Here is a 21413-nt window from a genome sequence, read left to right as displayed (position 1 = left end):
CACCCTCCATAAACAAAAGCAACGCAAGGTCGTCTAATGGGAGACTATTCTTTTCGGTCGAAAAAAATACTGGGCAAATATGCTTCCTCTTTATTATACCCTTTCTGAATGATCACTTGCCTTCTTTCCATTACCGCGCCCTGGCGCAACTTATCGCGCAACGGAACAAGCAGAGGAGTGATGTGCTGGCGCACTTCTATCACTTCCTGGAGCAGACGTCTCAACTCTTGTTCTTCGGAAGGATCTCGTGCTTCGTTTTGCGCATCCAGTTGATTAATGGATTCAATAATTTGATTGCATCTTTCCACATGATCCAGGAACGCTTCCACATCCTCCGCGCGGACGGCGCGCAATTGCTCAAGCGTTTCTGTTCGCATCTCCGTAAGCAGTCGCTTTTTCTGTGAATAAAAGTTTCCAGACATCGCGGCCCCTATTTCATTAGCTTGAGCGCCTGCTGCCACGTGTTTCGAAAATCTTCGGCATATCCCAGCACTTCTTCCATGATCGCCTGTTCTTTGGTGGTATTAGCTTTGATTAAACGCTCCAGCATATATTCATACATGGCGGCCATATCTTTTGCGACCGGGTATTCCATATTTAACGTGCACAACAGTTCCCTGAGAATGTCCTGGCTTTTGATAAGGTTCGTATTGACCGCCTGAATTTCTCCTTGTTCCGCACTTGCGATTGCCATTTTAATGAATTTGACAAGACCATTATATAATTGGAGCGTTACTTCACCCGGTGTAGCCGTAAGTACACTATTTTGTTTATATTGCTGCGCTGCAAGATTTGTCATCGTCCATTACTTCCTCCTGCGAATTGTTGCATAAGCCAGGCACTTTGGGCGTTGTACTTGCTCATCGCCTTTTCCATGGCCGTAAACTGGCGGTAATACCTATTTTCCTTTTGAATCAAGCGCCTTTCCATATCGTAAATGCGCGCATCCAGATTTTGTAACATTTTTCCAATAATACTTTGATCATCTGCCTGGTTTCCGGTCACTCCCGCTTTCTCCGTCAGCTCCTTAAAAGCAGCTCCAAAGCTGTCATTCAACCGGTGAATCAAGCCGCGCTTTGCCTGTTTCGTCGGATCGTTCTCCACATCTTCTTCGGTAATATCGCTCCCCTGAATAAACAGATTTTTCACCGCTTCCGGGTCCTCTTCCAACGCTTCACGCAGCTTATCTTCATTCACCGTCAGCTTTCCTTTGTCTTTATAGCTTTCGGATGTAATGCCGATCGCGGCCAGCGAATTGTATTTGCTGCCGTTGTCTACGATGGAAGTCATATTCAGGCGCATGCTGTTTACCAGACCGGAAAGAATGCCATCACGGCGCAAAAGACCGCTCTTCGCCTTTTCTTCCCATTGCTCAATCTGCTTTTCGGTTAACGCTTTTCGCTCTTCATCCGTCAGCGGCTGATAATTTTTGTAGACCGGTTCATCCAGCGTCTTTTTCAGCTTTTCCAGCATCTCATTATATTTGTTAATAAAGTCTTTAATATTTTTGATTTCCGCCTCGATGTCCCGCTTTACGTTCACCGTAACTTCAATCGGCGTGGCAGGCGTCGCCTGGCCTTTAATCGTATAGATTAAGCCAAACGCTTTAAAGGTGTTGGAGGTAAACTCTGTTTCCGGATACCCGTCCAATATGACTTTCGCATTTTGTCCGGTATACGTTTTTGTATCATCGACCGCTGCATCGCTGGCCGCCAATCCCAAAACATAAAGAGGGTTTTTCGTATCAGATGTAACACTTAATTCAATTTTTGTTGAAGCGCCCGTTTCTTTTGTTTTCAAAACAAATTGTTTCAGGTTATCATCATACGCAGCCTGCAAGCCAAGACTCGTTTTCCCATCGCCTGCGTCCACAGCCGCATTCAATGCAGCCACAGCGTCTTTCACGGTTTGACCAGCTTTTAATGAAATGGTCGCCTGGCGCACCTCTCCCTTCGCATTCGTTACTTTCACGACAAATTCGCTGTCTTCACTTAGCGTCCTGCTCGTGTCAGTCGTAGCGTTCACAGAAGCGGCTGCCGCCGTTTGCGTGACTTTCAATGTATGAAGCCCTTCTATCGCATCGCCATTCGCAACCGCTGACACTTTCGCTTCGTCGGATGAGGCTGTCGTAAACGTGTTGTATGTCGATGACATCTTCATATCGAATAATGTCTTGGAGCGGAATGAGAAAATCTCAGTATTCCACTTGCGATAAGCTTCGCTTTGCCAGTTGAGCTTCTCCCGGTTTTGCTTGAGCTTATTGAACGGGATACGCTCCGCATCCATCAGCTTTTTAATCAGTGTGTCCGTATCCATACCGGAGGCAAGGCCGGATATGCGATTTACATTCATTCCGTACATTTCCATCTCTCCATTCTAAATTTTTTGATCCAAGAAGAAACCGATCATTTCCTTGAGCCGCGCCCGCAGTTCAAGCACATCTTGCGGCGGTACTTCTTTAATCACTTCATGCGTAATTTTGTTCTCAATAACGGCGTACCATTGTCCACTTTTTTCATGAAATTTTAAGGCGAGACCCGTATTCAGGCTTTCAAACAGCTTATCGGCATCCTGTTTGAGCCTTTCCCGTTCTTTTTCATCACGATACTTTTGATTGTCAAACCGCTCGGTTTGCACTTGTTCTTCCCGCGCTGCCATTATCCGTGTTTCATCCATCGGCTGAGCCGATTTTTCCAGCGCAGGGCTCCGTGATGAAACAGTATGATGCATCGGAAGCGATACGTCCGTCATATTCGTTCCCTCCACATTTTGTCGTTCTCTTATTTAGATATATCGGACGGGATGGTGGGATTTTTTAGCATGAGGACATGGAAATTTACGTAAGATTGCTTTGTCAAAGAAGCATAGCAAACACAAACAATCGAGTAGGAGGGGGTGATTAGCCCCCGACCTCTCACACCACCGTACGTACCGTTCGGTATACAGCGGTTCATTATGTACGCCGCAAGGCGTGATATCGTTCTTTTAGACTCTTGAGTCGATACGATTCGAAGAATCGTTCATCAAGAGTCCGATGTAAAACAGGACTTTTGGCGATACGCCAGTATTGCCTAGCTTTTCGTACAGCGTCATGTCCGCGCCGTGAGGGGCGGAATCCATAACTATGTTCGGAAAAACAAGGGTCAAACACAGGGGTAAGTATCTGTGCAATTGCCTGTTGGATGAAACGGTCAAGCACGGTAGGGATACCTAACTGTCGGACTCCTCCGTTCGGCTTCGGGATTTCAACGCGACGGACAGGACTGGATTCATAAGTTCCCACCTCACTCAATGGAACGACGAATGTCATGCCAGTGATCCATGATATATCTACGTAGGGATTTTACAGACATACCATCCACACCATGGCTTCCTTTATTTCGTTCTACCTGTTTCAAAGCAAGTGAGAGATTGTCCCGTGCTAACAATTATTCCATCATTGAACGTACACTCCTTGCGTGAGCGAAAGGTTCCATTTGTGCCGAAGGCACACTCTGCCCTTCCGAAGTCCCCCGTGGAATTCACCACATCCTCCTTCGGATAAGTCCATACGGATTGTCTGCCTTCATCGCGTGTCTTCGAACGCCTGGTCTTTCGTTCTCCATAATGTTCGGCCCTTCCATGTCATGTCATCACATGGCATGTACTATGACCTCTGCTGACTTCTGTCTGTTCAGCTCATTCTCGCGAATGAGGTTACCGAGGATACTCGGCCTATCAGACAGACCTCCTCGGGTAAGAGCGCCATCTTCCCCTCCATCTACCTGCCTCATTTACCTTCGCTCGCCTTCGGCAGTATGGACTTCGCCTTGTTATGCAGGCTCATCCAACGAACGCTGGCCTTATATGAGATTCATGTTCCTCAGGCCGAAGGTTTGCCGCCGGCTTCCTTCAGATTCGACCTCACGGTCGACACCCTTGCCACAAGCTAATGGCTACTACTGCCTTCGTCACTCGGAACTTGAACCCTAGAGATGACGCCCATGCCGGGCACACATAAAAAGCGGCGAAACATGTTGTTTCACCGCTTAATTTTCGTTGTCTCAAAAACACTTGTTTTTGAGAATTACCTTAAAAGAAAACCTTGAAAGGTAAAAATCCAATCAAGGTAAATACATTTAACGACTATCTAACTTATCCAGAAATTTTTCTAATAAATCAACATATTCGATATAATCTTCTTGACTAAAAAAGTCATTGATATCTAGTCTTGTTTTAATATCAAAAAGTAATTCTTTTATAGATTTTTTATATTTTTTTAATTTTATTACATCAACTGAAGAAAGCAATTCTAACAATTGTCCATCATAGACATCTCCAATAAGAGGGTTTTGTTTTAGATACTCAAGAGCCCTCTCTATTGCTAATTCAATAAAAATCTCTTGTCTAAGCATTCTACAGATATCCGTAATATCAATTTCTGTAACTGTTTTCTCTATCAGGGTATTATACCATATATCTAATGCATACTTAGCTTTTAGTTCTCCCTGTGAAATGTTGTAAATATCTTTGATAGTTTTCACTAATTTATCCCCCCAAATGGTTCAAATAAATTCTCTATTTTCTTTATATTCTTATTTGCTTTATCCAAACCCTCCTGTAGTACTTTTCTTGTAGCATCATTTAAATTTGGATTTTTAAGTGACCCTTCTAAGCCTTTTCTTATCCTAATTAAACCCTTATAGGAGTCCTTCATTTCCTGTAAGTGATTCCAATACCCACCACCTGGTTTAGGGACTGGATTATCTTGTAAGTCTCTTAATGCACCAGAAAAATCCTTATCAGTTAAATGTTTGTTAATAATATTATCTAAAAAGGACAGAAATCGTTCGACAAATCGATTCTAATTTTGACTTATTTTGTATTTTTTTGTAGAAATAGATACCTGGACGGGGCATTTTTGGAATATAAGGTGCCTTTTTATATAGCTACCGATTAAGGGTTTAACAAACGGTTATTTGGCAATACTGGCTCCTATCATCACAATGATAAGGAGCGGATTATGTTATGAAAAAATCACTGATTACAAACACTCACGGATTTACGAGTGAAGCGTTACGAAAGGAAGAGCGTGTGATTTTTGATGCTTTTTTTCGGCAGCGTGTGACGGCTGTTCGGCTGATTCTTGAAGGTTTTTCTACGGTAAGATGCAGAAGTACTGGGCATTTGTCGCCAGTCTGTCTCTACGTATGTCAAGATGTTTAATCGAGGTGGGATAGCTGAACTTCTTCGCTTCAAAAATGGATCAAAGAACGGTTTTCTGTTACGATGTCACGTTCCGGTATCGCCGATATGCTTCATCGCTTAGGATTGCGTTGGAAGCGTACAACGTATGTATTGGCAAAAGCAACAAAGAGAAACAGCAGGCGTTTGTACACCAGGTAGAGATGATAAAAAAAAACGTAATGGACGAAAATACGGTACTGCTTGCACAAGACGAGACCCATGTTCGCTCGTATCAAGCCCTTCGGGCTACATGGTCTCCGAAAGGAGAACAGAAGCAGATTCCAACATACGGTCATCACGCTCAGGTGACTTTATTCGGAACCGTAGATACGCAAACCGGCGACATATTCTGTACAACGGCAGATTCCTGTAATGCTGCTTCTTTTCTGGAATTCTTGAAGAAAGTGATGAAGCACTATGCCAACAAGAAGGTCATTATGATCATCGATAATGCCCGTATTCATCATGCCAAACAAACTCCTTCGTCCTTTTCTAAAAGAGCATCATCAGTGAAGTGCCCCCTGTCAAGTAGACAGGAATAAAAAAGCACGTTAATCAGAGATGGCGCCCATGCCGGGCACACATAAAAAAGAGACTCCGGCAAAACCAGAGTCTCTTTTACGTTTATCACTGAAATTAACGGAGCAGTTGCAGCACTTGTTGCGGTTGTTGGTTGGCTTGAGCCAGCATTGCTTGAGCGGCTTGAGCAAGGATGCTGTTTTTCGTGTTCTCCATAACCGTTTTCGCCATGTCTGTGTCACGAATACGGGACTCAGAAGCAGTCAGGTTTTCAGAAGATGTATTCAGGTTGTTGATTGTATGTTCTAAGCGGTTTTGGAATGCACCAAGTTTGGAACGCTCAGCTGATACTTTTTCAATAGCTTTCTGAATGGTAGAGATAGCGGCTTCCGCCCCAGATTGGGTAGTCACATCAATATTTTTAACACCCAAGCTTACTGTATCCATCTTATTGATGTCAATGTTCATTGTTTGCGATTCATTCGCACCAATGTGCATGGTTAACGCATTATTCGTTGTTGTAATTGTTGTAGTGCTTCCAGCTGCTGCTAACGCAGTATCTACAGTCATACCGAATTCAAATCCGCCAGCATTGAACTTGCTTTGTGTGATCTTAAGAGAGCCACTATTAGAAAACTCCGTACCACCAGAAGAATTCTCTACTTTGAAATCACCAGCAGCGCCATATGTTGCATTTAAGTTAAATGTCATTTTTCCTTCTTGTGCACCAGCTGCTGCATTCAATGTAATTTTTGTAGTTGTTCCATCAGGTAAAGTTCCTGTCAAAGCACCACCAGCAGTTGAATCCCAAGAAGCTGCAGACGCAACCACTACACCATCGCTATTTTTCAAAGTAACATCAAATTTGTTTGCAACACCTGTAGCCTTTAACTCAAGAGTATAATCGCCTAATTCAAGACCAGTAACCTTTGAGGTATCAGCTAAATCAAAAGTAGCAGCTGTCAATCCGGTCGTATTTGTTTTAATATCTACACCCAATGTAGCCGCATTCGTCTGTGTTACAGTATAAGTGTCAGCTTTCAGATCGCTCTTAACAACTTCCGCAGTTTTAATGGCTACATTGTTATTGGACATGGTCGCATTATTGCCAACTGTTCCGTTAAGCAATTTTTTCGTGTTGAATTCCGTCGTATTGGCAATACGATCAATTTCATCTTTCAACTGCGTAATCTCTTTTTGAATTTCCTTACGGTCAACGTCAGTATTGGTGTCATTGGATGATTGTACCGCAAGTTCACGCATACGTTGCAAAATGCTGTGTGTTTCATTCAATGCGCCCTCTGCTGTTTGGATAAGAGAAATACCGTCTTGAGCGTTACGGCTTGCTTGATCCAGACCACGAATCTGGCCGCGCATTTTTTCAGAAATAGCCAGACCTGCTGCATCATCGCCCGCACGGTTGATGCGGAGACCAGAAGAAAGTTTTTCAGTAGATTTCGCCATGTTAGCATTGTTAATACCAAATTGACGGAATGCATTCATGGCATTCAGGTTGTGATTGATAATCATGTTCTATTCCTCCTTGATGATTTCGTGAACGTCCATGTTCACTTATTATTTATTAAAAAGCCAGATGGCTTTTTAAACAGAAAGCGGCATACTCTCAACAACTGACGATATGTGATCGCCACCAGCATTCTTGCGAAACAATACGTCCGCCTATGTCGCGCGCCACAAGCTTCCTTATTGTTTCTTACATTATCTATATCGGAGAGCAAACCGGCCTGTTTAATACTTTTTCGGAAATTTTTTCGACTTCTCATACCTCGTCTTTTCCCTGTAGCAGCAAACATGTCTACTCCCTCGGAGCAGCAAAAAAATATCCGGACACAAAGAAACATGGCCCGGAAAGAAAAAACGTATTGGTTAATTATCACTTTGATTGCTCAACCGCTTCAACTGCTCAATATGAATCTCCGGCTTTTTGCCTCCAGCAAGCCGATTCTCGGCCTGAATAGCTTCATAGATTTCCTGCCGGTGAATCTGCACATGCCGGGGTGCTTCGATACCGAGCTTTACCTGATCTCCGTCTATGCTTACAATTTTTATCGTAATCTCGTCCCCAATTACAATCGATTCGCCTGCTTTGCGCGTTAATACTAACATACATTCCGCCTGCCTTTACTGGCCTGCCGCCTCACTCCGTCCGGCAGCTCCTTTCTTTCTATCATTGTACTCTTTGTTGCCCTGGTGCGAAAAGAGCGGTTGACGGACGGAATAGCTGCTGTTCTCCAACACAAGCTGCATCCCTTTACGGTTCACGGTATTCATGATCACCGGAGCAAGCAGGTTGACGGTGGAATCGGCCAGCGGTTCGCGCAGCACAACGATACAATAGCAAAGCACACTGTTACGATCCTGAATCCCAAGTTCCTCAAGCACCGGGTCTGGAATGGTAACCTCATAATCGGGAAAAAGGGGAAACGGATCAATCAGAAAGAAATATAAGTCTTCCCGAATCGAATGTAAGACCGTAAACGGGCTATCTTCAATTTTCATAAACATAAATTCACGTTCTTCAGGAAATCCAGGCAGTCCGTGTTCGAATCGATACACTTCCTCTGCCGCATATTCAAATTCACCGAATAAGCTGGATATCATCTTTGTCGCCATCGGCTAAAACTCCTTTATCGGGACTATCTCCGTTTGTTCTTTAATACATGGTATCAACATGTCCGCCGGTAATCTGAAAATGCAGTTCATTTTTCTGCTGCATCGTATAGAAAATTCGTCCTTTTTCATAATGGTGCCGGAAAGGAGTCGTTTGTACATCGACCGACGTACCGCCAATTTTCCAATCCATATTCAATTGCCCTGGCGTAAACGAAATTTTTAATGAAAAATTTCCGGGGACATTTCCGTATGCGAAACGGTGCTGGGGCAAAGTACGTTTACTGGCAGCGAGCTGGCGAATCACATTCCCCTTATTCTCGATCGCCCCCAGTTGTTCGCCCTCCTCCGTAACGCGCGCAATATATGCGAGCGCCTCCCGTTTGCCGTCCGCAGCCGCTTCGGCGATACACTGAAAAACATGTTTTAGCTCCATATCAGCCCAGCATTGCCTCTGATCAATCGTCAACTTCGACGGGGTGGGATGCAGAACCATCTCGGGCGGTTTCTGCTCCAGTTTCAAACGTGTACGCGACGGTTCAAACCTATAGACAGGCTGCTGCACATCCCAGGCAAGCTTCGCGTTTTTCTGTTGTATCTCAAGGCGTAAAACATTCATTTCTTTCCCGCTCCTCTAGCGAAGGAAATCAAGAAGGGAGGGTTGAATCAACCGCGAACCAGCAGCCAGCGCTGCTCGGTGCACATTTTCATTCGTTTGCAGGTCAATAATAACTTTTGCCAGATCAGCATCTTCCCCGTCAGAAATCATTTTCTCTGTCCCAAACGATTGATTGCCGAGACGATTTTGCAGCAGTTCAACCCGGTTCATGCGTGCGCCCACAGAAGCCCGGACTTTCAGAAAGTTATCAATATGACTTTGAATAATTTCCAAATCGTTCTGAATGTCAGCGGTCGTTGGCGGCGGATCAGTAGGAGAAGGATCTAGATGACTTATGACGTTTTTTAACACGGCAAATACGGTACTTCCACCTGTTTTAAATAGTTCGTCCGGCTGCACATTGATCGGAATTTTGACATTTGTCGATACTTCCAATGGAATTTCACTATTGTTTACGTCGGATATTAAATCTTCCGCTGTTTTGTCGTAAGGAGGCGTCAGGGTGTGCGTACCGTTAAAAATGTATTTGTCGGCAAACGTGGTGTTGGCCACCGAACCAAGCTGGTCGCGCAGCTGCCGGATTTCAGTGGCAATTTTTTGGCGTTCTTCTCTTCCGTTCGTATCGTTGGCCGCTTGCGTTAATAGTTCTTTTACACGGAGCAAGATGTCGATGCCCTCGCCGACCGCAGACTCTGTTTGCGTAAGCCAGCTCATCGCTTCATCCGTATTGGAACGGAACTGTTCAATTTCGGAAAAATTCGTTCGGAAAAGCATGCCACGGCTCGCCACAATCGGATCATGGGACGGTTTTGAAATTTTTTTGCCTGTTGACAGCATCTCCTGCAGCCGTTCCATCCTTTGCCAGCTATTCCCCAAATAATAAAGCATATTATTATTTAACATGTTTTGTGTAATCCGCATCATATTCCCTCCTACCTACCTACAATTCCCATACCGTTAATGATCTTGTCAAGCATCTCGTCAACCGCCGTAATAGTGCGAGCCGCAGCATTATATGCATGCTGAAACTTAATCATATTACTCATTTCCTCGTCTAAGGAAACACCGGAAATGGATTGCCGCCTGTTCTCTACTTCCATGACCAGACTCTCGGCGTTTTCTTTCATCCGTTGTGCTTCCTCTGTTTCAACCCCTAAAGTGGCAATCATTGCACGGGTAAAACCATCAAAAGAAGTAGTTGTCCCTCCTATCGAAATAGAAGTGCTCTGCTTTAAGGCATATACAGCTAAAGCTATACTATTATCTCCGGGGTTCGCAGGGTCGTACGCAACCTTATTTGGATCAGTAATCGCAACGCCTATATTTGAAGCATCCGCTCCACTGAAAAAGTTTTCCGAAGAATGTTTTTCATTCACTTCTTTAATAAACGCCTTAGCTAAGTCATTTATTTTGGTAATATAATTATGAATAACCGTGTCGCGAGAGTCGACTAATCCGTAAATCTCTCCTGCCTTGAGATTTCCCGAATCCAACTGCGTGCCTCCTACCGAAATAAAACGACGATCATCCCCATTTGCAAGTTTTCCTGAATCAACAAGCGTAATGGACGCAGGAGTATTTCCTGTCACCAGCTGGACACCACTCGGGTTTTTCAATGTAATATTTACTGGCCCATCCACTTTTTTACCGTCTACATCTATAGGAACCGTTTCCACTTCAATGTCCAGCATTTTAGAAAGCTTATCAATCAAAACGTCTCTTTTATCATAAAGATCGTTTGGTATATAACCGTGCGGCACAATGTCACTGATTTGCTGATTTAAGTCTGCAATTTGCTTTACAATCGTTTCAAGCTGTTCCGCTTTTATCTCAACCTGTGAATTAAAATCTTTTTGTAGCTGTTTCAGTTCCCTATCAATAAAATTTAACGTTTCTGCCAACGCTTTTCCTTTTTGAATGACATATTCACGAGTAGAATAATCCGCAGAAGGTTGGGAAACCTTTTGCCATGAATTCCAAAACTCATCCATGACATAACGAAGTCCTTTATCGGATGGCTCATTCATAATTACTTCGATTTGCTCCAACGCATTCGTCCGAGCTTCATATTGCCCTACATTTTTATATTGGCTACGAAACTGTGCATCGAGAAAACGATCACGCAAGCGCTGTATAGAACTTACTATTACCCCGGTACCCATCTGCCCGGCCTGGCGCTCATTCGTTAGGCTTGGATATGGAAACGGCATTGATGCTTCCATATTTGCTCGCTGGCGTGTATATCCTTCCGTATTCGTGTTCGCGATATTGTGACCCGTAACATTCAACGCGGCCTGCTGAGCAAATAAGCCACGCTTCGCAATCTCTAATCCTCCAAACGTTGATCTCATCGCTTTATCTCCCTTCCTCTACCGATTTCTTCTATCACGGTTTCCCTTTATCCACCACTCACCTTAAAAAAGTGCAGAATAATCGACAACGCTGTACAACTATGCCTTACTGTCAAAAAAACGCACAGAACCTGCGTGATGATTACCTTTCTGCTGATATAGATACGGATCTTCCTCCGGCGCCGTCAACTCTTCCAACGTAAAATTGATAAATGCAAGCGACTGCTGAAGCAACTGCTGATTCAACCTATTCAGCGTCCGCAATTCTGCAATCACGTCTCCCAATCTCTTCTGGCAGCGGGCCAAATTCTCTTTTAGTTCCGGAGTATCGGCCAACTCGATCAACTCACTGAGATAGCATGTCTCCTTATGAATCCCCTGCCGCATAAAATAGAGCGAGATTTGTTGCTCCCGCTCTTGTTCAAGTGATTGGATGGTGTTCATGCAGCGAGATTCAACTTGCAGGATGCAAGCCAGTTCGTCCATATCGCCTTTAATCAAGACTTCCTTCTTGTACCCGGCCAGCTTCAACATCCGCTCATGTTCGGCGAGCAACCGCTCCAAAATCCCCACAACCTTGTATAATTCACTCATTATCTTGTCACCATCCGACATTTATTCCGATTTACATCCCCTTCTTCAACAACGCCTCCGCGATCAGTTTAGCGTCCACATGGTACGTTCCAGCCTGTACCTGTTTTTTTAATTCGGCGATACGCTCTGTGCGTTCTGCCTCCGTTTCCTGATTTTTCTGTAGCTCCAGCGCTTCTGTGGAAATTTCCAACTGATCGCGCTCTTTTCCTTTCTTTTTGGCTTCCTCCTGACGCATTTCTTGCTGGCGGTACGGATGGATTGGCTGAATATGACCCGTTCTTTCAATTCTCACTGTTATCACCCCGGCTTTCTTTATTACATTTATATACTTCTTATTCATTCTTTTTTATTCTTCATTGCTCCATTAATATATACATTTCGTTTGAACTTCGGCATTTGTGCCTATTTCCAGTTCATTAACCGCCTTGTTCTCGATAACAAAAAGCCGATTACTTGTTAATAAAGTAATCGGCAACTTTCACAAAAAGTTTAAGTTTTTCTTTACTTCTCCGCTGCTTCTTTTGCCGCAGCAATGGCTTTCTCATAATCCGGGTGATTTGTTACCTCCGGAACGTATTCCACATACGTTACTTTATTGTCTTTATCCAAGACGAAAATCGCGCGGGTCAGCAGACGAAGTTCTTTAATCGCTACGCCGAATGCTTCGCCGAAAGAAAGATCACGGTGGTCGGACAGCATTTTTACATTCTCAATGCCTGCTGCTCCGCACCAACGAGCCTGGGCAAAAGGCAAGTCTACGCTTACCGTCAACACTTCCACATTTGGAAGTTTGGACGCTTCTTCGTTAAAGCGACGGGTTTGCGCATCGCATACGCCTGTATCAATGGAAGGAACAACGCTGATGAGGTGCACTGTTCCTTTGCCATCATTCAAGGAGTACGGCTGCAAGCCTTGCGCCAATACAGTAAAGTCTTTTGCTGTATCGCCTACTTTTACTTCTTCACCGATAAGGGTTACCGGGTTGCCTTTAAATGTAACGGCTCCTGCTCTTTCAATTGCCATATGTAATTCCTCCCATTCAAAAGTGGGTTGTCCTAGTTACCATTCTAGTAGAGTTTCAACTAAATTACAACATTTACACGTTGTTAACATTTCTAACTTCTACATCGTTTCTTTTATTTTTTTCGCTTTTCCTTTCAACAATTTAAGTGCACCATTTTCTAACCCAACAGTATAGGTAGCCTTATAAAGCGAAATTCGCTGCTCCCCCTGCACATTTTCTTCGGCTTCAATGATCACGACCACTTCGGCTGTGGAAGAAGTAGTGGAGCCGAGCACAATATTTTTCAGCCGGACACTCAATGTATGCAAATATCCTTCCCGAAAGTTTTCATAACTGGTACCAGTCTTCCTTCATATATTAAGGATGCGAATGGAGGACACGAAAAGATGCCTTTCCACGTGTGATTCATGACGTGCTGCAAATGGTGTGGGGACAATCGAGACAAGCTGTTTTACAACATCAACACCCTCTTTACCCCATAAGCTGTAATATGCCGTATCCGACAAAAATAATGAGTATAAAAAAAGCGAGAGTCCCTGTACTGTCATCGATCTATCCCATACAGAACAGGAACCTTCGCTTACTTTTAACCTAAATGGCTCTTCAAACGGTGAATCTGCTCACGATTTTCATGCGCCGTATCAATCGCATAGCGTACTTCTGCACGCAAGTTGCCAATTTCGCGCAAAATTAAATTGTCGCTCTCCAGATTTTTCACCTGCGCTGCACTAATCAATTGCTTCATTTCTTCGAAATTTTGTTGTACTAACCGATCGAGCTCATCAAACCGTTTGTCCGCTGCCTCAAATTTCCCATCAACTTCGTCAAACCGCTTGTCTACCGCTTCAAGCTTCCGATCAATTCCGTTAAACCGTTCGTCTACCGCTTCAAGCTTCCGATCAATTCCGTTAAACCGTTCGTCTACCGTTTCAAACTTCCGATCCATCTCGTCGAATCGTTTGTCTACCGTTTCAAACTTCCGATCCATCTCGTCGAATCGTTTGTCTACCGTTTCAAACTTCTGATCTATCTCGTCGAATCGCTTGTCTACCGTTTCAAACTTCCGATCCATCTCGTCGAATCGTTTGTCTACTGCCTCGAACCTCTTATCCACTGCACAAAACCGCTCATTCATTTCTCTTCTAAGCGATTTTTGTTCGTTCTCGAACCGATCCATCCGTGAGTCAATGCCGTGTATAGCTTCAAGAATTCGCTCGAGCATTTCACCGCTCATCTTTACCGCTCCCTTTCCCGCTTCTTATAGTATCCATTCTAACATAAAAGCCCGAAACACCTGTACAACTTATCTGGCCACAGTCAACCCGTACACTTCCGCTCCCGGAATCCCTTCTTTCAGCGCACGAGCGGCCGCATTTAGCGAACTTCCTGTCGTGTATACATCATCCAGCAGCAACAGCGCCTGTACCTCAAAGCTATTCACTGCTTGCGCGTCCGAAAAATAAAACGCGTTTTCCAGCGCGTGCAGACGGGCCGCACGTTTTTTCTGACTCTGCTTCTCCGTTTCTTTTCTTCGCTCCAACAGTCCATACACAGGCAAGCCAATCCTCTGCCCCAAGAAACGCGCCATTTCTTCCGCCTGATTAAACGTCCGCTCCACTAAGCGTTTTTCATGAAGCGGAATATACGTAATCGCGTCGATCTTCATCTCTCTATAATACAAATACCAGGCACGCCACAATAGCTCCACCATCATTTCTGCCAGCCTGCGATCTCCACGATATTTATATCGTGCAAGCAACTCTTTCATTGGCTTGTTATAACGGACCGCGCTGCGCGAATAGCAAAAATGCCTGCTTTTGCGCCGGCAACAATCCGGACACGGCTCATTCGTCGGCCAAGCACGCCCGCATATCGGACAAATGGTATCTGTCAAAAACACAAATTGCGATTCGCAAACACTGCAAAACGTCAGTCCTCCTTTTCCTGCTCCAGGCTTAACAGCCGCCTCTCCGCGCTTCGGATTCCCACACAGCGTACACCGCGGCGGTGGCGGATACAAAATATCCAGAAGCCAGCCTGTCCAACGTTTCCAATGTAACAAATTCATATTCTCTCCTCCCTCTTTGTGGCCTTTAGATATCCCAGTTTTTTCGCCAGCCGGTTCATCTCCCGAATCTGTCGAATAGACGCTTTCATCGCCTCAGTCACCTCTTCCGCCATAAAAATAACCATACCATCAGGAGCGACCGCTGAACGGCCTGCTCGCCCTGCAATCTGAACGAGCGCTGCTTCATCAAAAATCGGCGCGTCCGCCTGGCACACCAATACCTGAATCCCCGGAAGTGTCACGCCTCGTTCCATAATGGTCGTCGTCAGCAAAATCTGTAGCCTGCCCTCCCGCAACGCTTTCACTTTCGCTTCGCGCTCCGGATCAGCGGCATGAACAACCGCCAGTTTATTCTGCCATTTGCTGTTGTATGCCATAATATATTCGTATAATTGAGGAAGCTGCTGAATAGCCGGAACAAAGATAAAAGCGGGCACCCCTTTTCGTTCGATATCCTTCAAAAAGGAGAGGAGGGAAAAAATCGGCTTTTTCGCGCTTAAACGTGCGTTTAATTTGCTTTCCTGGCGAATTCCTGGTTCGGGTAGCGGGTGTCCATGGTAGCGAACCGGAATTTTGACATGAGGCAGAAAATCCTTGGCATAGCTGGGTTTGCGTATTCTTTTTTGATAGTCGGGGCGCGGCGTAGCCGTCAAGTATATGATTTTCCCCGACAACGTTCGGGCGCGATTCACCGCAAACGGCAGCATCTCATCTTGGTTGTACGGAAATGCGTCAAGTTCATCAAGTATCACCACGTCGAAATGCCGGTAAAAACGAAGCGCTTGGTGAGTTGTAGCCAGAACGAACCGTGACGCATTCCACTTATCCTGCGCTTTGGCACCGCCGTATAATACGGAAAGCGGATGGTTCGGAAACGCGCGACGCAGCCTCGGAGCCAGTTCCAGCACAACATCCCGGCGCGGAGTTGCCCAAAGCACGCGCTCTCCGTTCGCCAGCACATCATGCAGCAACGGAAACATGACCTCCGTTTTTCCTGCGCCACAGACTGCCCACACCAAAAACTCCTGCATCCCCGTCTCCTGTCGGTAAAAATCAAGCATACTACGTGCCGCAGCCCGTTGCGCCTGTGTCAACTGCGGATAATAAAAAAGGGCTTCCTCGGTGCAACCTTTCGGATTCCGCTTTCTCTCATCAGCTGCAAACAAATAGTAGCTACTGCAACTACTACTGCGCCCCATTGTCAGGCAACGGCAACAGTACGGACATTCTCCCTGACAGCGATAACAGTAAACAATATGGATGTGCTCCTCTTCCGCCCCGCAACGGTTACAGCGGTACCTTATTCTTTCTTCGCTTTTCTCGCCTCGGATCAAACACCAGATCCAAGAAACGAAAAGGGAGAAGCTACTCCCTTCTCCCTTTTCTGAGACCCTTTCCACTCCTGGTTTGCGTTCGACCTTCCCGCTCTGTATCCATTCCTGCAGAAGCTCTTTCATTTCTTCTTCTGTTATCCTTCTCCTGCCATCACGAAACAGTAACTGAAACAGCCAATACACTTCCTCTTCCAAGAGTGCCCGTCCCTGAAAAAGCTTGTAGATTTTCTCCTTATCTTCCCATTTCATAATTCTATCCTGCTACTTTTCAGAATCATATTCATCGTCATCTTCCGCGACCTGCCAGAGCCCCTCATCCACTTTACATTTTCTTAGAATCACTTCTCCTTTTTCCCCCATGAAAAATTCGACAAAGTCGCCTGTCTGCAAATTCACCCTTTCTCTAATTTCTTCTGACAGAAACAAAACTCCGTCTTTCGTCACTTTCACTTCTGTAGTTTTTTTCATAGGTACTTTTTCTCCTTTCCAAAATTAATAACAAGGATGCATATTTTGTCATTCTTTGTACCTATTTAATTCGCCAAAACCCATTATTTTCCTTTTTTTATTTTTCAATTTTTTGTTTTTTTCTGCATTTAATCCCGAATTTTTACATGAAATTTTATGTCTGACAAATCTAAAACGCGGAAATACTGGAAAGAAAGAGGTGAGAATAGGTGGCTAACAAACTCTATGTATCGCACGCGCGCGAGAAATTCCGCGAACGAACAAAAAAATTAAAGCTGGGACAGTACGTTAACGCTCTATATATTAATACATACGATCCGTCCTATTATGAAAAACGACTTCGCTACAACCGCTATGACGCTCGTGCTCTCTATTATTTAGGTCAGCGTTATGAAAAAGAAGAAAACTGGGGACAGGCGCTTCATTATTATAAGCAGGCAGTGCAGGCAGAGCCGCACTACGAAGCGGCCATCGGCGCGCTGATCCTGCTCCGGCGCAAACAAGAAGAAAGGTTCAGAAAACTCGCATCGCAAGCAACACGCAGGAGACCCGTAAGAAAAAAAATGTCGCTGCTCCAGATGGTAACAGCGATTTTCACAGGTTACTTTCTCATTTTAATGATCGTATTTGGTATTCTTCTTCGCTAGCGTCTTATTCGACCATTTCGTTTATGTTCCTCATCCAAGTCCGCAGCTGTTGATTAAGCAAAAGTCAAGATAAAGAATAAAACAGATTGCCCGTATGCTTTTTTAATGTGGAAAATCCAAAAACCATGTATGAAGCGGAAGCAATGGTTCTTGAGGTTTTATATTTCTGATTGGCAAATCGGGCCACGCTCTTTGAATCATTGGAAGTAAAGTGGAACTATTCACTTCTTCATTCACATATATTTGAAGTGAGACACCATGCGCTGCAGATACCCAAAGCGCGTGGCGTACCGCGTATTCCAGGTGTTCGTCCGGATTGTCGAGCAAGAGCACCACTTGCAGCGAACCGCTTTTTCTTCCGGTACGCTGCAAATGCGGCGGAAAACGATCAAAAAGGAAGCGGCCGCCCCATACGAGAACCCAAGCCAGTATCACATAGACAGCCGCCGTGATGGCAGCAACTGACCATACCCCATCATGTTTCCCCCCTTTTTTCTTACTATATGCGGAACAAAGCAGGAAGGAAACTGATAACAAACCGCTCCATTATTTATTTGCCCGTTTCTTGCTTCTAACTTTCCGGCTTCTCACACTATGACAACCGTACCCAACCGTTTTTGATCGACATAACAACCGCCTGCGTACGATCCTGCACATCCAGCTTTTGTAGAATGCTGCTGACATGGTTTTTTACCGTTTTTTCGCTGATGAACAATTCTTCACCGATCATGCGGTTGCTTTTTCCTTCTGCCATCAATTGCAGCACTTCGCGCTCGCGCGGCGTCAGCGCCAGAATGTTGCTTTCTTTCTCGCTGACACCAAGCTCGCTCACATCGCTTAACAGCACATTCTCATCATGGTTGTGCTCAATGCTGCTTAGACGACGAAACTCACTAATAAGCTTGCCAGTTACTTTCGGATGAATATAAGCTTCCCCGCGCACTACCGAGTTAATCGCTTCGATTAGCGAGTCGGAATCCATTTCTTTCAACAGATAGCCGGCCGCTCCGGAAAGAAGAGCCTTGTATACATAATTCTCATCATCATGAATCGACAGAATAATAATGCGCGATTCCGGCGCTCGTTCCTTGATGCGCTGCGTAGCCTGCACGCCGGTCATTTTCGGCATGTTAATGTCCATCAGGATTACATCCGGCTGAAATTCAACTGCCATCTGGCACGCTTCCTCTCCATCGGACGCTTCGCCAACAATATGGAAACGATCCTCCATCTCCAAAATCCGCTTAACTCCTTCACGGAATAACTTATGGTCATCTACTAACAGAATCGAAATCTTTTGCTCCGTCATACTAACCTCCATACATTCATTAAGGTTTTGTTTCTATGCTATTACCACGCTTACTGCCTTCTTCAATACGAAGAGGAATACTAAACAGGACGCTGGTTCCTTTGCCGGGGGCGGACGTAATTTTCATCTTGCCCTGCAAAAGCTTGACCCGTTCTCTCATCCCCATGATTCCAAATTGCGGCCGCTCCGCTTTTACCGCTTGGTCGAATCCCACTCCATCATCGAGCACGCGAAAATGCACCACATGTGGCTTAAATTCAAGCCTTACTTCCACATGGCGGGCTTTTGCATGCTTTGCTGTATTGTTTAGCGACTCCTGAATTAAGCGGAATACGGCGACTTCAATCGAATTCTGCAGGCGGCATTCCGGGGTAAGCAACGTAAGCTTCGTCTCGATCCCATGCCGCTTCTCATATTCCTCAAGGTATTTACGAAGCGTCGGCACAAGTCCTAGATCATCGAGTGCCATCGGACGCAGATCAAAAATAATCTTTCTTACATCCATAAGGCTTGCCCTTGTAAGTTCTTTTAATAACCTAAGCTCTACCTTAGCTTCGTCAATCCGATTTTGATTAAGCATTCTCTCAACGATTTCGCTCCGCAAGGTAACATTGGCCATCGATTGCGCCGGACCGTCGTGAATATCGCGCGCCACTCGCTTCCGTTCTTCTTCCTGGGCCTGAATGATCTGAATTCCCAGCAGCTGCTGATTCTGGGCTGACTCCAGCGCAATCCCCACTTTCCTTAAGTTGCCCTGCAGGTAGTTTAGCACAATTCCCATCTGCGCAATCAAGTTTTCCGATTTCTCTATGGTGCTTAAAATGCTGCGGTGGCGCCGCTCCAGCTCGTCCCGCCGCTGCCTGAGATGGAGCTCCTTATCCCTTGAGAGCGACAGCTTAATCTGCATCTGGCTGGCTTGCTCATACGCTTCGCGTATTTCCGCCTCACTATATTGGTGGAAACTACGGCTAATACTAGCCAGCTTCTGGCGCGCCTTTCTCGCCTGCAGTTCAAGTTCATCCGTCTGGCTAATGACCCATTCGATTTCTCTTTTTAGGGCTTCCAGTTCGAGGCTGATATAATTGCTTTCTTTATGCGCGTTTTCCGCGATATCAAAAATCTTTTCCCTACTTTCTTCCACCGACGAAATCGTCTTATTCATGACCTCATCAAGCAGTTGAAAATCAATGTTCGCCTCGGTCACGTACATCCCCTCTCTATCATTAGCCAATAAGTACCATTCGAATTGTTACCTTCTACGCTTCTCTTCCCTACTGGTTGACTTCCTTTATAGGCAAGAAGAACAAAAACTCTTTTCCTATTGTATCATTCATCCCACATAAACAAAACAAGACCCACACACTATTGATGTGTTGGGTCTTTAGTCTTATTTTTATTAGCGAGCGGAAAGTTCAGAAGCTTCTTTCTTAAGAATTTCTGCCTTATCCGTTCTTTCCCATGGAACATTTAGGTCATTGCGACCAAAATGTCCATACGCGGCAGTTTGACGGTAGATCGGTCGACGCAAGTCAAGCTGTTTGATAATGCCTGCTGGACGAAGATCAAAATGTTTGCGCACAAGCTGAACAAGAATTTCTTCATCCACCTTGCCTGTCCCGAATGTATCTACATTAATGGATACAGGCTGCGCCACCCCAATCGCATAAGCTACTTGCACTTCACACTTCTCCGCCAACCCCGCGGCCACAATGTTTTTCGCTACATAGCGCGCCGCATACGCACCGGAGCGATCCACTTTGGTCGGGTCTTTACCGGAGAAAGCGCCGCCACCATGACGAGCATATCCACCATATGTGTCCACGATAATCTTGCGTCCGGTCAATCCAGCGTCACCCTGCGGTCCACCGATAACGAAGCGACCTGTTGGATTGATAAAATACTTCGTTTGCTCATCGAGGAACTCGGCCGGAACAACCGGCTTAATCACATGTTCTTTCAGATCCTTCTGGATTTGCTCAAGCGTTATGGACGGATCGTGCTGCGTAGAAATAACGATCGTGTCCACACGTACTGGTTTGTTTCCTTCATATTCAATCGTTACCTGCGTTTTGCCATCCGGACGCAGGTAGCTCAACGTTCCATCTTTGCGGACTTCCGTCAAACGACGGGACAGTTTATGAGCAAGAGAAATCGGAAGCGGCATCAATTCTGCCGTTTCGTTGCAAGCGAATCCAAACATTAAGCCCTGGTCGCCAGCACCAATCGCTTCAATTTGCTCATCTGTCATCTGTCCTTCGCGCGCTTCGAGCGCCTGGTCAACCCCCTGCGCAATATCAGGAGATTGTTCGTCAATAGAAGTTAGAACCGCGCAAGTGTCAGCGTCAAAACCGAATTTCGCGCGAGTATATCCGATTTCACGAATCGTTTCACGAACCACTTTCGGAATATCTACATAGCAGCTTGTCGTAATCTCGCCCGCTACAAGCACCATGCCTGTTGTTACGGATGTTTCCGCCGCTACACGAGCGTTTGGATCTTTTTCAAGAATCGCATCAAGAATGGCATCGGAAATCTGGTCGCAAATTTTGTCCGGATGGCCCTCCGTTACCGATTCCGATGTGAAGAGATGACGGCCTTTTTTCAGCGCCATGTTCACGTACCT

At 45.3% G+C, this 21413-nt stretch carries 28 protein-coding genes and 1 pseudogene; 4 read left to right on the top strand and 25 right to left on the bottom strand.

The window, feature by feature from the left end:
* Positions 1-44: 44 nt before the first annotated feature.
* From ACH33_RS02045 to ACH33_RS18490, 7 genes and pseudogenes are all read right to left on the bottom strand, one after another.
* Positions 45-422 carry a flagellar protein FliT gene (locus tag ACH33_RS02045; RefSeq protein WP_057897511.1) on the bottom strand — a complete coding sequence of 126 codons (378 nt, stop codon included), beginning with the start codon at positions 420-422 and terminating at the stop codon, positions 45-47.
* An 8-nt stretch (positions 423-430) separates the two neighbouring features.
* On the bottom strand, positions 431-799 hold the full coding sequence (gene fliS / locus ACH33_RS02040) for a flagellar export chaperone FliS (protein ID WP_057897510.1): 369 nt from the start codon (positions 797-799) through the stop codon (positions 431-433).
* Positions 796-2361 carry a flagellar filament capping protein FliD gene (fliD, locus tag ACH33_RS02035; protein ID WP_057897509.1) on the bottom strand — a complete coding sequence of 522 codons (1566 nt, stop codon included), beginning with the start codon at positions 2359-2361 and terminating at the stop codon, positions 796-798. The genes fliS and fliD overlap by 4 nt, the downstream gene beginning before the upstream one ends.
* Positions 2362-2376: 15 nt before the next feature.
* The gene (locus tag ACH33_RS02030) at positions 2377-2751 is read right to left on the bottom strand and encodes a flagellar protein FlaG (RefSeq protein WP_057897508.1); all 375 of its coding nucleotides are present in this window, start codon (positions 2749-2751) and stop codon (positions 2377-2379) included.
* A 256-nt stretch (positions 2752-3007) separates the two neighbouring features.
* Positions 3008-3428: pseudogene (locus tag ACH33_RS18500) on the bottom strand (reverse transcriptase domain-containing protein); the annotation flags it as partial.
* Between the two features lie 690 nt (positions 3429-4118).
* Complete coding sequence (locus tag ACH33_RS02025) at positions 4119-4523, bottom strand: contact-dependent growth inhibition system immunity protein (RefSeq protein WP_057897507.1); 405 nt, start codon at positions 4521-4523, stop codon at positions 4119-4121.
* Positions 4523-4801 carry a polymorphic toxin type 28 domain-containing protein gene (locus tag ACH33_RS18490; protein WP_236782003.1) on the bottom strand — a complete coding sequence of 93 codons (279 nt, stop codon included), beginning with the start codon at positions 4799-4801 and terminating at the stop codon, positions 4523-4525. The genes ACH33_RS02025 and ACH33_RS18490 overlap by 1 nt, the downstream gene beginning before the upstream one ends.
* 206 nt (positions 4802-5007) lie before the next feature.
* Here ACH33_RS18490 and ACH33_RS19985 point away from each other — a divergent pair, with 206 nt between their 5' ends.
* The 3 genes from ACH33_RS19985 (at position 5008) to ACH33_RS19010 (ending at position 5768) form a co-directional block, all read left to right on the top strand.
* The gene (locus tag ACH33_RS19985) at positions 5008-5205 is read left to right on the top strand and encodes a hypothetical protein (protein ID WP_057897506.1); all 198 of its coding nucleotides are present in this window, start codon (positions 5008-5010) and stop codon (positions 5203-5205) included.
* A 63-nt stretch (positions 5206-5268) separates the two neighbouring features.
* Positions 5269-5385: a winged helix-turn-helix domain-containing protein gene (locus ACH33_RS19975; protein ID WP_236781945.1), complete on the top strand. Its 117-nt coding sequence runs from the start codon at positions 5269-5271 to the stop codon at positions 5383-5385.
* Positions 5386-5387: 2 nt separating this feature from the next.
* Positions 5388-5768 carry a transposase gene (locus ACH33_RS19010; protein ID WP_156423984.1) on the top strand — a complete coding sequence of 127 codons (381 nt, stop codon included), beginning with the start codon at positions 5388-5390 and terminating at the stop codon, positions 5766-5768.
* A 94-nt stretch (positions 5769-5862) separates the two neighbouring features.
* Here ACH33_RS19010 and ACH33_RS02010 read toward each other — a convergent pair whose 3' ends face one another.
* The 14 genes from ACH33_RS02010 to ACH33_RS01945 all read right to left on the bottom strand — a co-directional run bounded on the left by ACH33_RS02010 (position 5863) and on the right by ACH33_RS01945 (position 16834).
* Positions 5863-7275, bottom strand: a complete 1413-nt coding sequence (locus ACH33_RS02010) for a flagellin N-terminal helical domain-containing protein (protein ID WP_057897505.1) — start codon at positions 7273-7275, stop codon at positions 5863-5865.
* Positions 7276-7632: 357 nt separating this feature from the next.
* Positions 7633-7872, bottom strand: coding sequence for a carbon storage regulator CsrA (csrA, locus tag ACH33_RS02005; RefSeq protein WP_057897504.1), 240 nt, complete (start codon positions 7870-7872; stop codon positions 7633-7635).
* Between the two features lie 15 nt (positions 7873-7887).
* The gene (gene fliW, locus ACH33_RS02000) at positions 7888-8379 is read right to left on the bottom strand and encodes a flagellar assembly protein FliW (protein ID WP_057897503.1); all 492 of its coding nucleotides are present in this window, start codon (positions 8377-8379) and stop codon (positions 7888-7890) included.
* Positions 8380-8419: 40 nt separating this feature from the next.
* On the bottom strand, positions 8420-8995 hold the full coding sequence (locus tag ACH33_RS01995; protein ID WP_057897502.1) for a DUF6470 family protein: 576 nt from the start codon (positions 8993-8995) through the stop codon (positions 8420-8422).
* 15 nt (positions 8996-9010) lie between these two features.
* Positions 9011-9919 (bottom strand): flagellar hook-associated protein FlgL, encoded by a 909-nt coding sequence (gene flgL, locus ACH33_RS01990; protein ID WP_082705844.1) that lies wholly within the window; start codon positions 9917-9919, stop codon positions 9011-9013.
* 8 nt (positions 9920-9927) lie between these two features.
* Positions 9928-11346, bottom strand: a complete 1419-nt coding sequence (gene flgK / locus ACH33_RS01985) for a flagellar hook-associated protein FlgK (RefSeq protein ID WP_057897500.1) — start codon at positions 11344-11346, stop codon at positions 9928-9930.
* 99 nt (positions 11347-11445) lie between these two features.
* Positions 11446-11940 (bottom strand): flagellar protein FlgN, encoded by a 495-nt coding sequence (locus ACH33_RS01980; protein ID WP_057897499.1) that lies wholly within the window; start codon positions 11938-11940, stop codon positions 11446-11448.
* A gap of 31 nt (positions 11941-11971) precedes the next feature.
* The gene (flgM, locus tag ACH33_RS01975) at positions 11972-12241 is read right to left on the bottom strand and encodes a flagellar biosynthesis anti-sigma factor FlgM (protein ID WP_162264987.1); all 270 of its coding nucleotides are present in this window, start codon (positions 12239-12241) and stop codon (positions 11972-11974) included.
* 200 nt (positions 12242-12441) lie between these two features.
* Entirely contained in the window at positions 12442-12963 is a 522-nt protein-coding gene (gene tpx / locus ACH33_RS01970; RefSeq protein ID WP_057897497.1) for a thiol peroxidase, read from the bottom strand.
* Between the two features lie 99 nt (positions 12964-13062).
* Entirely contained in the window at positions 13063-13263 is a 201-nt protein-coding gene (locus tag ACH33_RS01965; RefSeq protein WP_162264986.1) for a hypothetical protein, read from the bottom strand.
* Positions 13264-13550: 287 nt separating this feature from the next.
* Positions 13551-14198, bottom strand: a complete 648-nt coding sequence (locus ACH33_RS01960) for a coiled-coil domain-containing protein (protein WP_057897495.1) — start codon at positions 14196-14198, stop codon at positions 13551-13553.
* Between the two features lie 69 nt (positions 14199-14267).
* Entirely contained in the window at positions 14268-15032 is a 765-nt protein-coding gene (locus ACH33_RS01955; RefSeq protein WP_057897494.1) for a ComFC family protein, read from the bottom strand.
* A complete protein-coding gene (locus ACH33_RS01950) occupies positions 15029-16615 on the bottom strand; it encodes an ATP-dependent helicase ComFA (protein ID WP_057897493.1) in 1587 nt (528 codons plus the stop codon). Before ACH33_RS01950 ends, ACH33_RS01955 begins: the two co-directional genes overlap by 4 nt.
* Positions 16616-16627: 12 nt before the next feature.
* The gene (locus ACH33_RS01945) at positions 16628-16834 is read right to left on the bottom strand and encodes an AbrB/MazE/SpoVT family DNA-binding domain-containing protein (RefSeq protein ID WP_057897492.1); all 207 of its coding nucleotides are present in this window, start codon (positions 16832-16834) and stop codon (positions 16628-16630) included.
* Positions 16835-17043: 209 nt separating this feature from the next.
* Between ACH33_RS01945 and ACH33_RS01940 the strand changes: the two genes are divergently transcribed.
* Positions 17044-17481, top strand: a complete 438-nt coding sequence (locus ACH33_RS01940; RefSeq protein ID WP_057897491.1) for a tetratricopeptide repeat protein — start codon at positions 17044-17046, stop codon at positions 17479-17481.
* Between the two features lie 102 nt (positions 17482-17583).
* Here the strand turns inward: ACH33_RS01940 and ACH33_RS01935 are convergent, their stop codons facing one another.
* The 4 genes from ACH33_RS01935 to metK form a co-directional block, all read right to left on the bottom strand.
* Positions 17584-18018, bottom strand: a complete 435-nt coding sequence (locus ACH33_RS01935; RefSeq protein ID WP_091261001.1) for a hypothetical protein — start codon at positions 18016-18018, stop codon at positions 17584-17586.
* A 55-nt stretch (positions 18019-18073) separates the two neighbouring features.
* A complete protein-coding gene (locus ACH33_RS01930) occupies positions 18074-18790 on the bottom strand; it encodes a response regulator (RefSeq protein WP_175493636.1) in 717 nt (238 codons plus the stop codon).
* Positions 18791-18809: 19 nt separating this feature from the next.
* Positions 18810-20021 carry a sensor histidine kinase gene (locus tag ACH33_RS01925; RefSeq protein ID WP_236781944.1) on the bottom strand — a complete coding sequence of 404 codons (1212 nt, stop codon included), beginning with the start codon at positions 20019-20021 and terminating at the stop codon, positions 18810-18812.
* Between the two features lie 165 nt (positions 20022-20186).
* Entirely contained in the window at positions 20187-21395 is a 1209-nt protein-coding gene (gene metK, locus ACH33_RS01920) for a methionine adenosyltransferase (RefSeq protein WP_139184992.1), read from the bottom strand.
* Between the last annotated feature and the right edge of the window lie 18 nt (positions 21396-21413).

Source organism: Aneurinibacillus sp. XH2 (assembly GCF_001439585.2).
In the GTDB taxonomy this organism is placed as follows: Bacteria; Bacillota; Bacilli; order Aneurinibacillales; family Aneurinibacillaceae; genus Aneurinibacillus; species Aneurinibacillus thermoaerophilus.
Note: the sequence above shows the minus strand (reverse complement) of the source record. Positions and strands in the feature narration are given on the sequence as shown.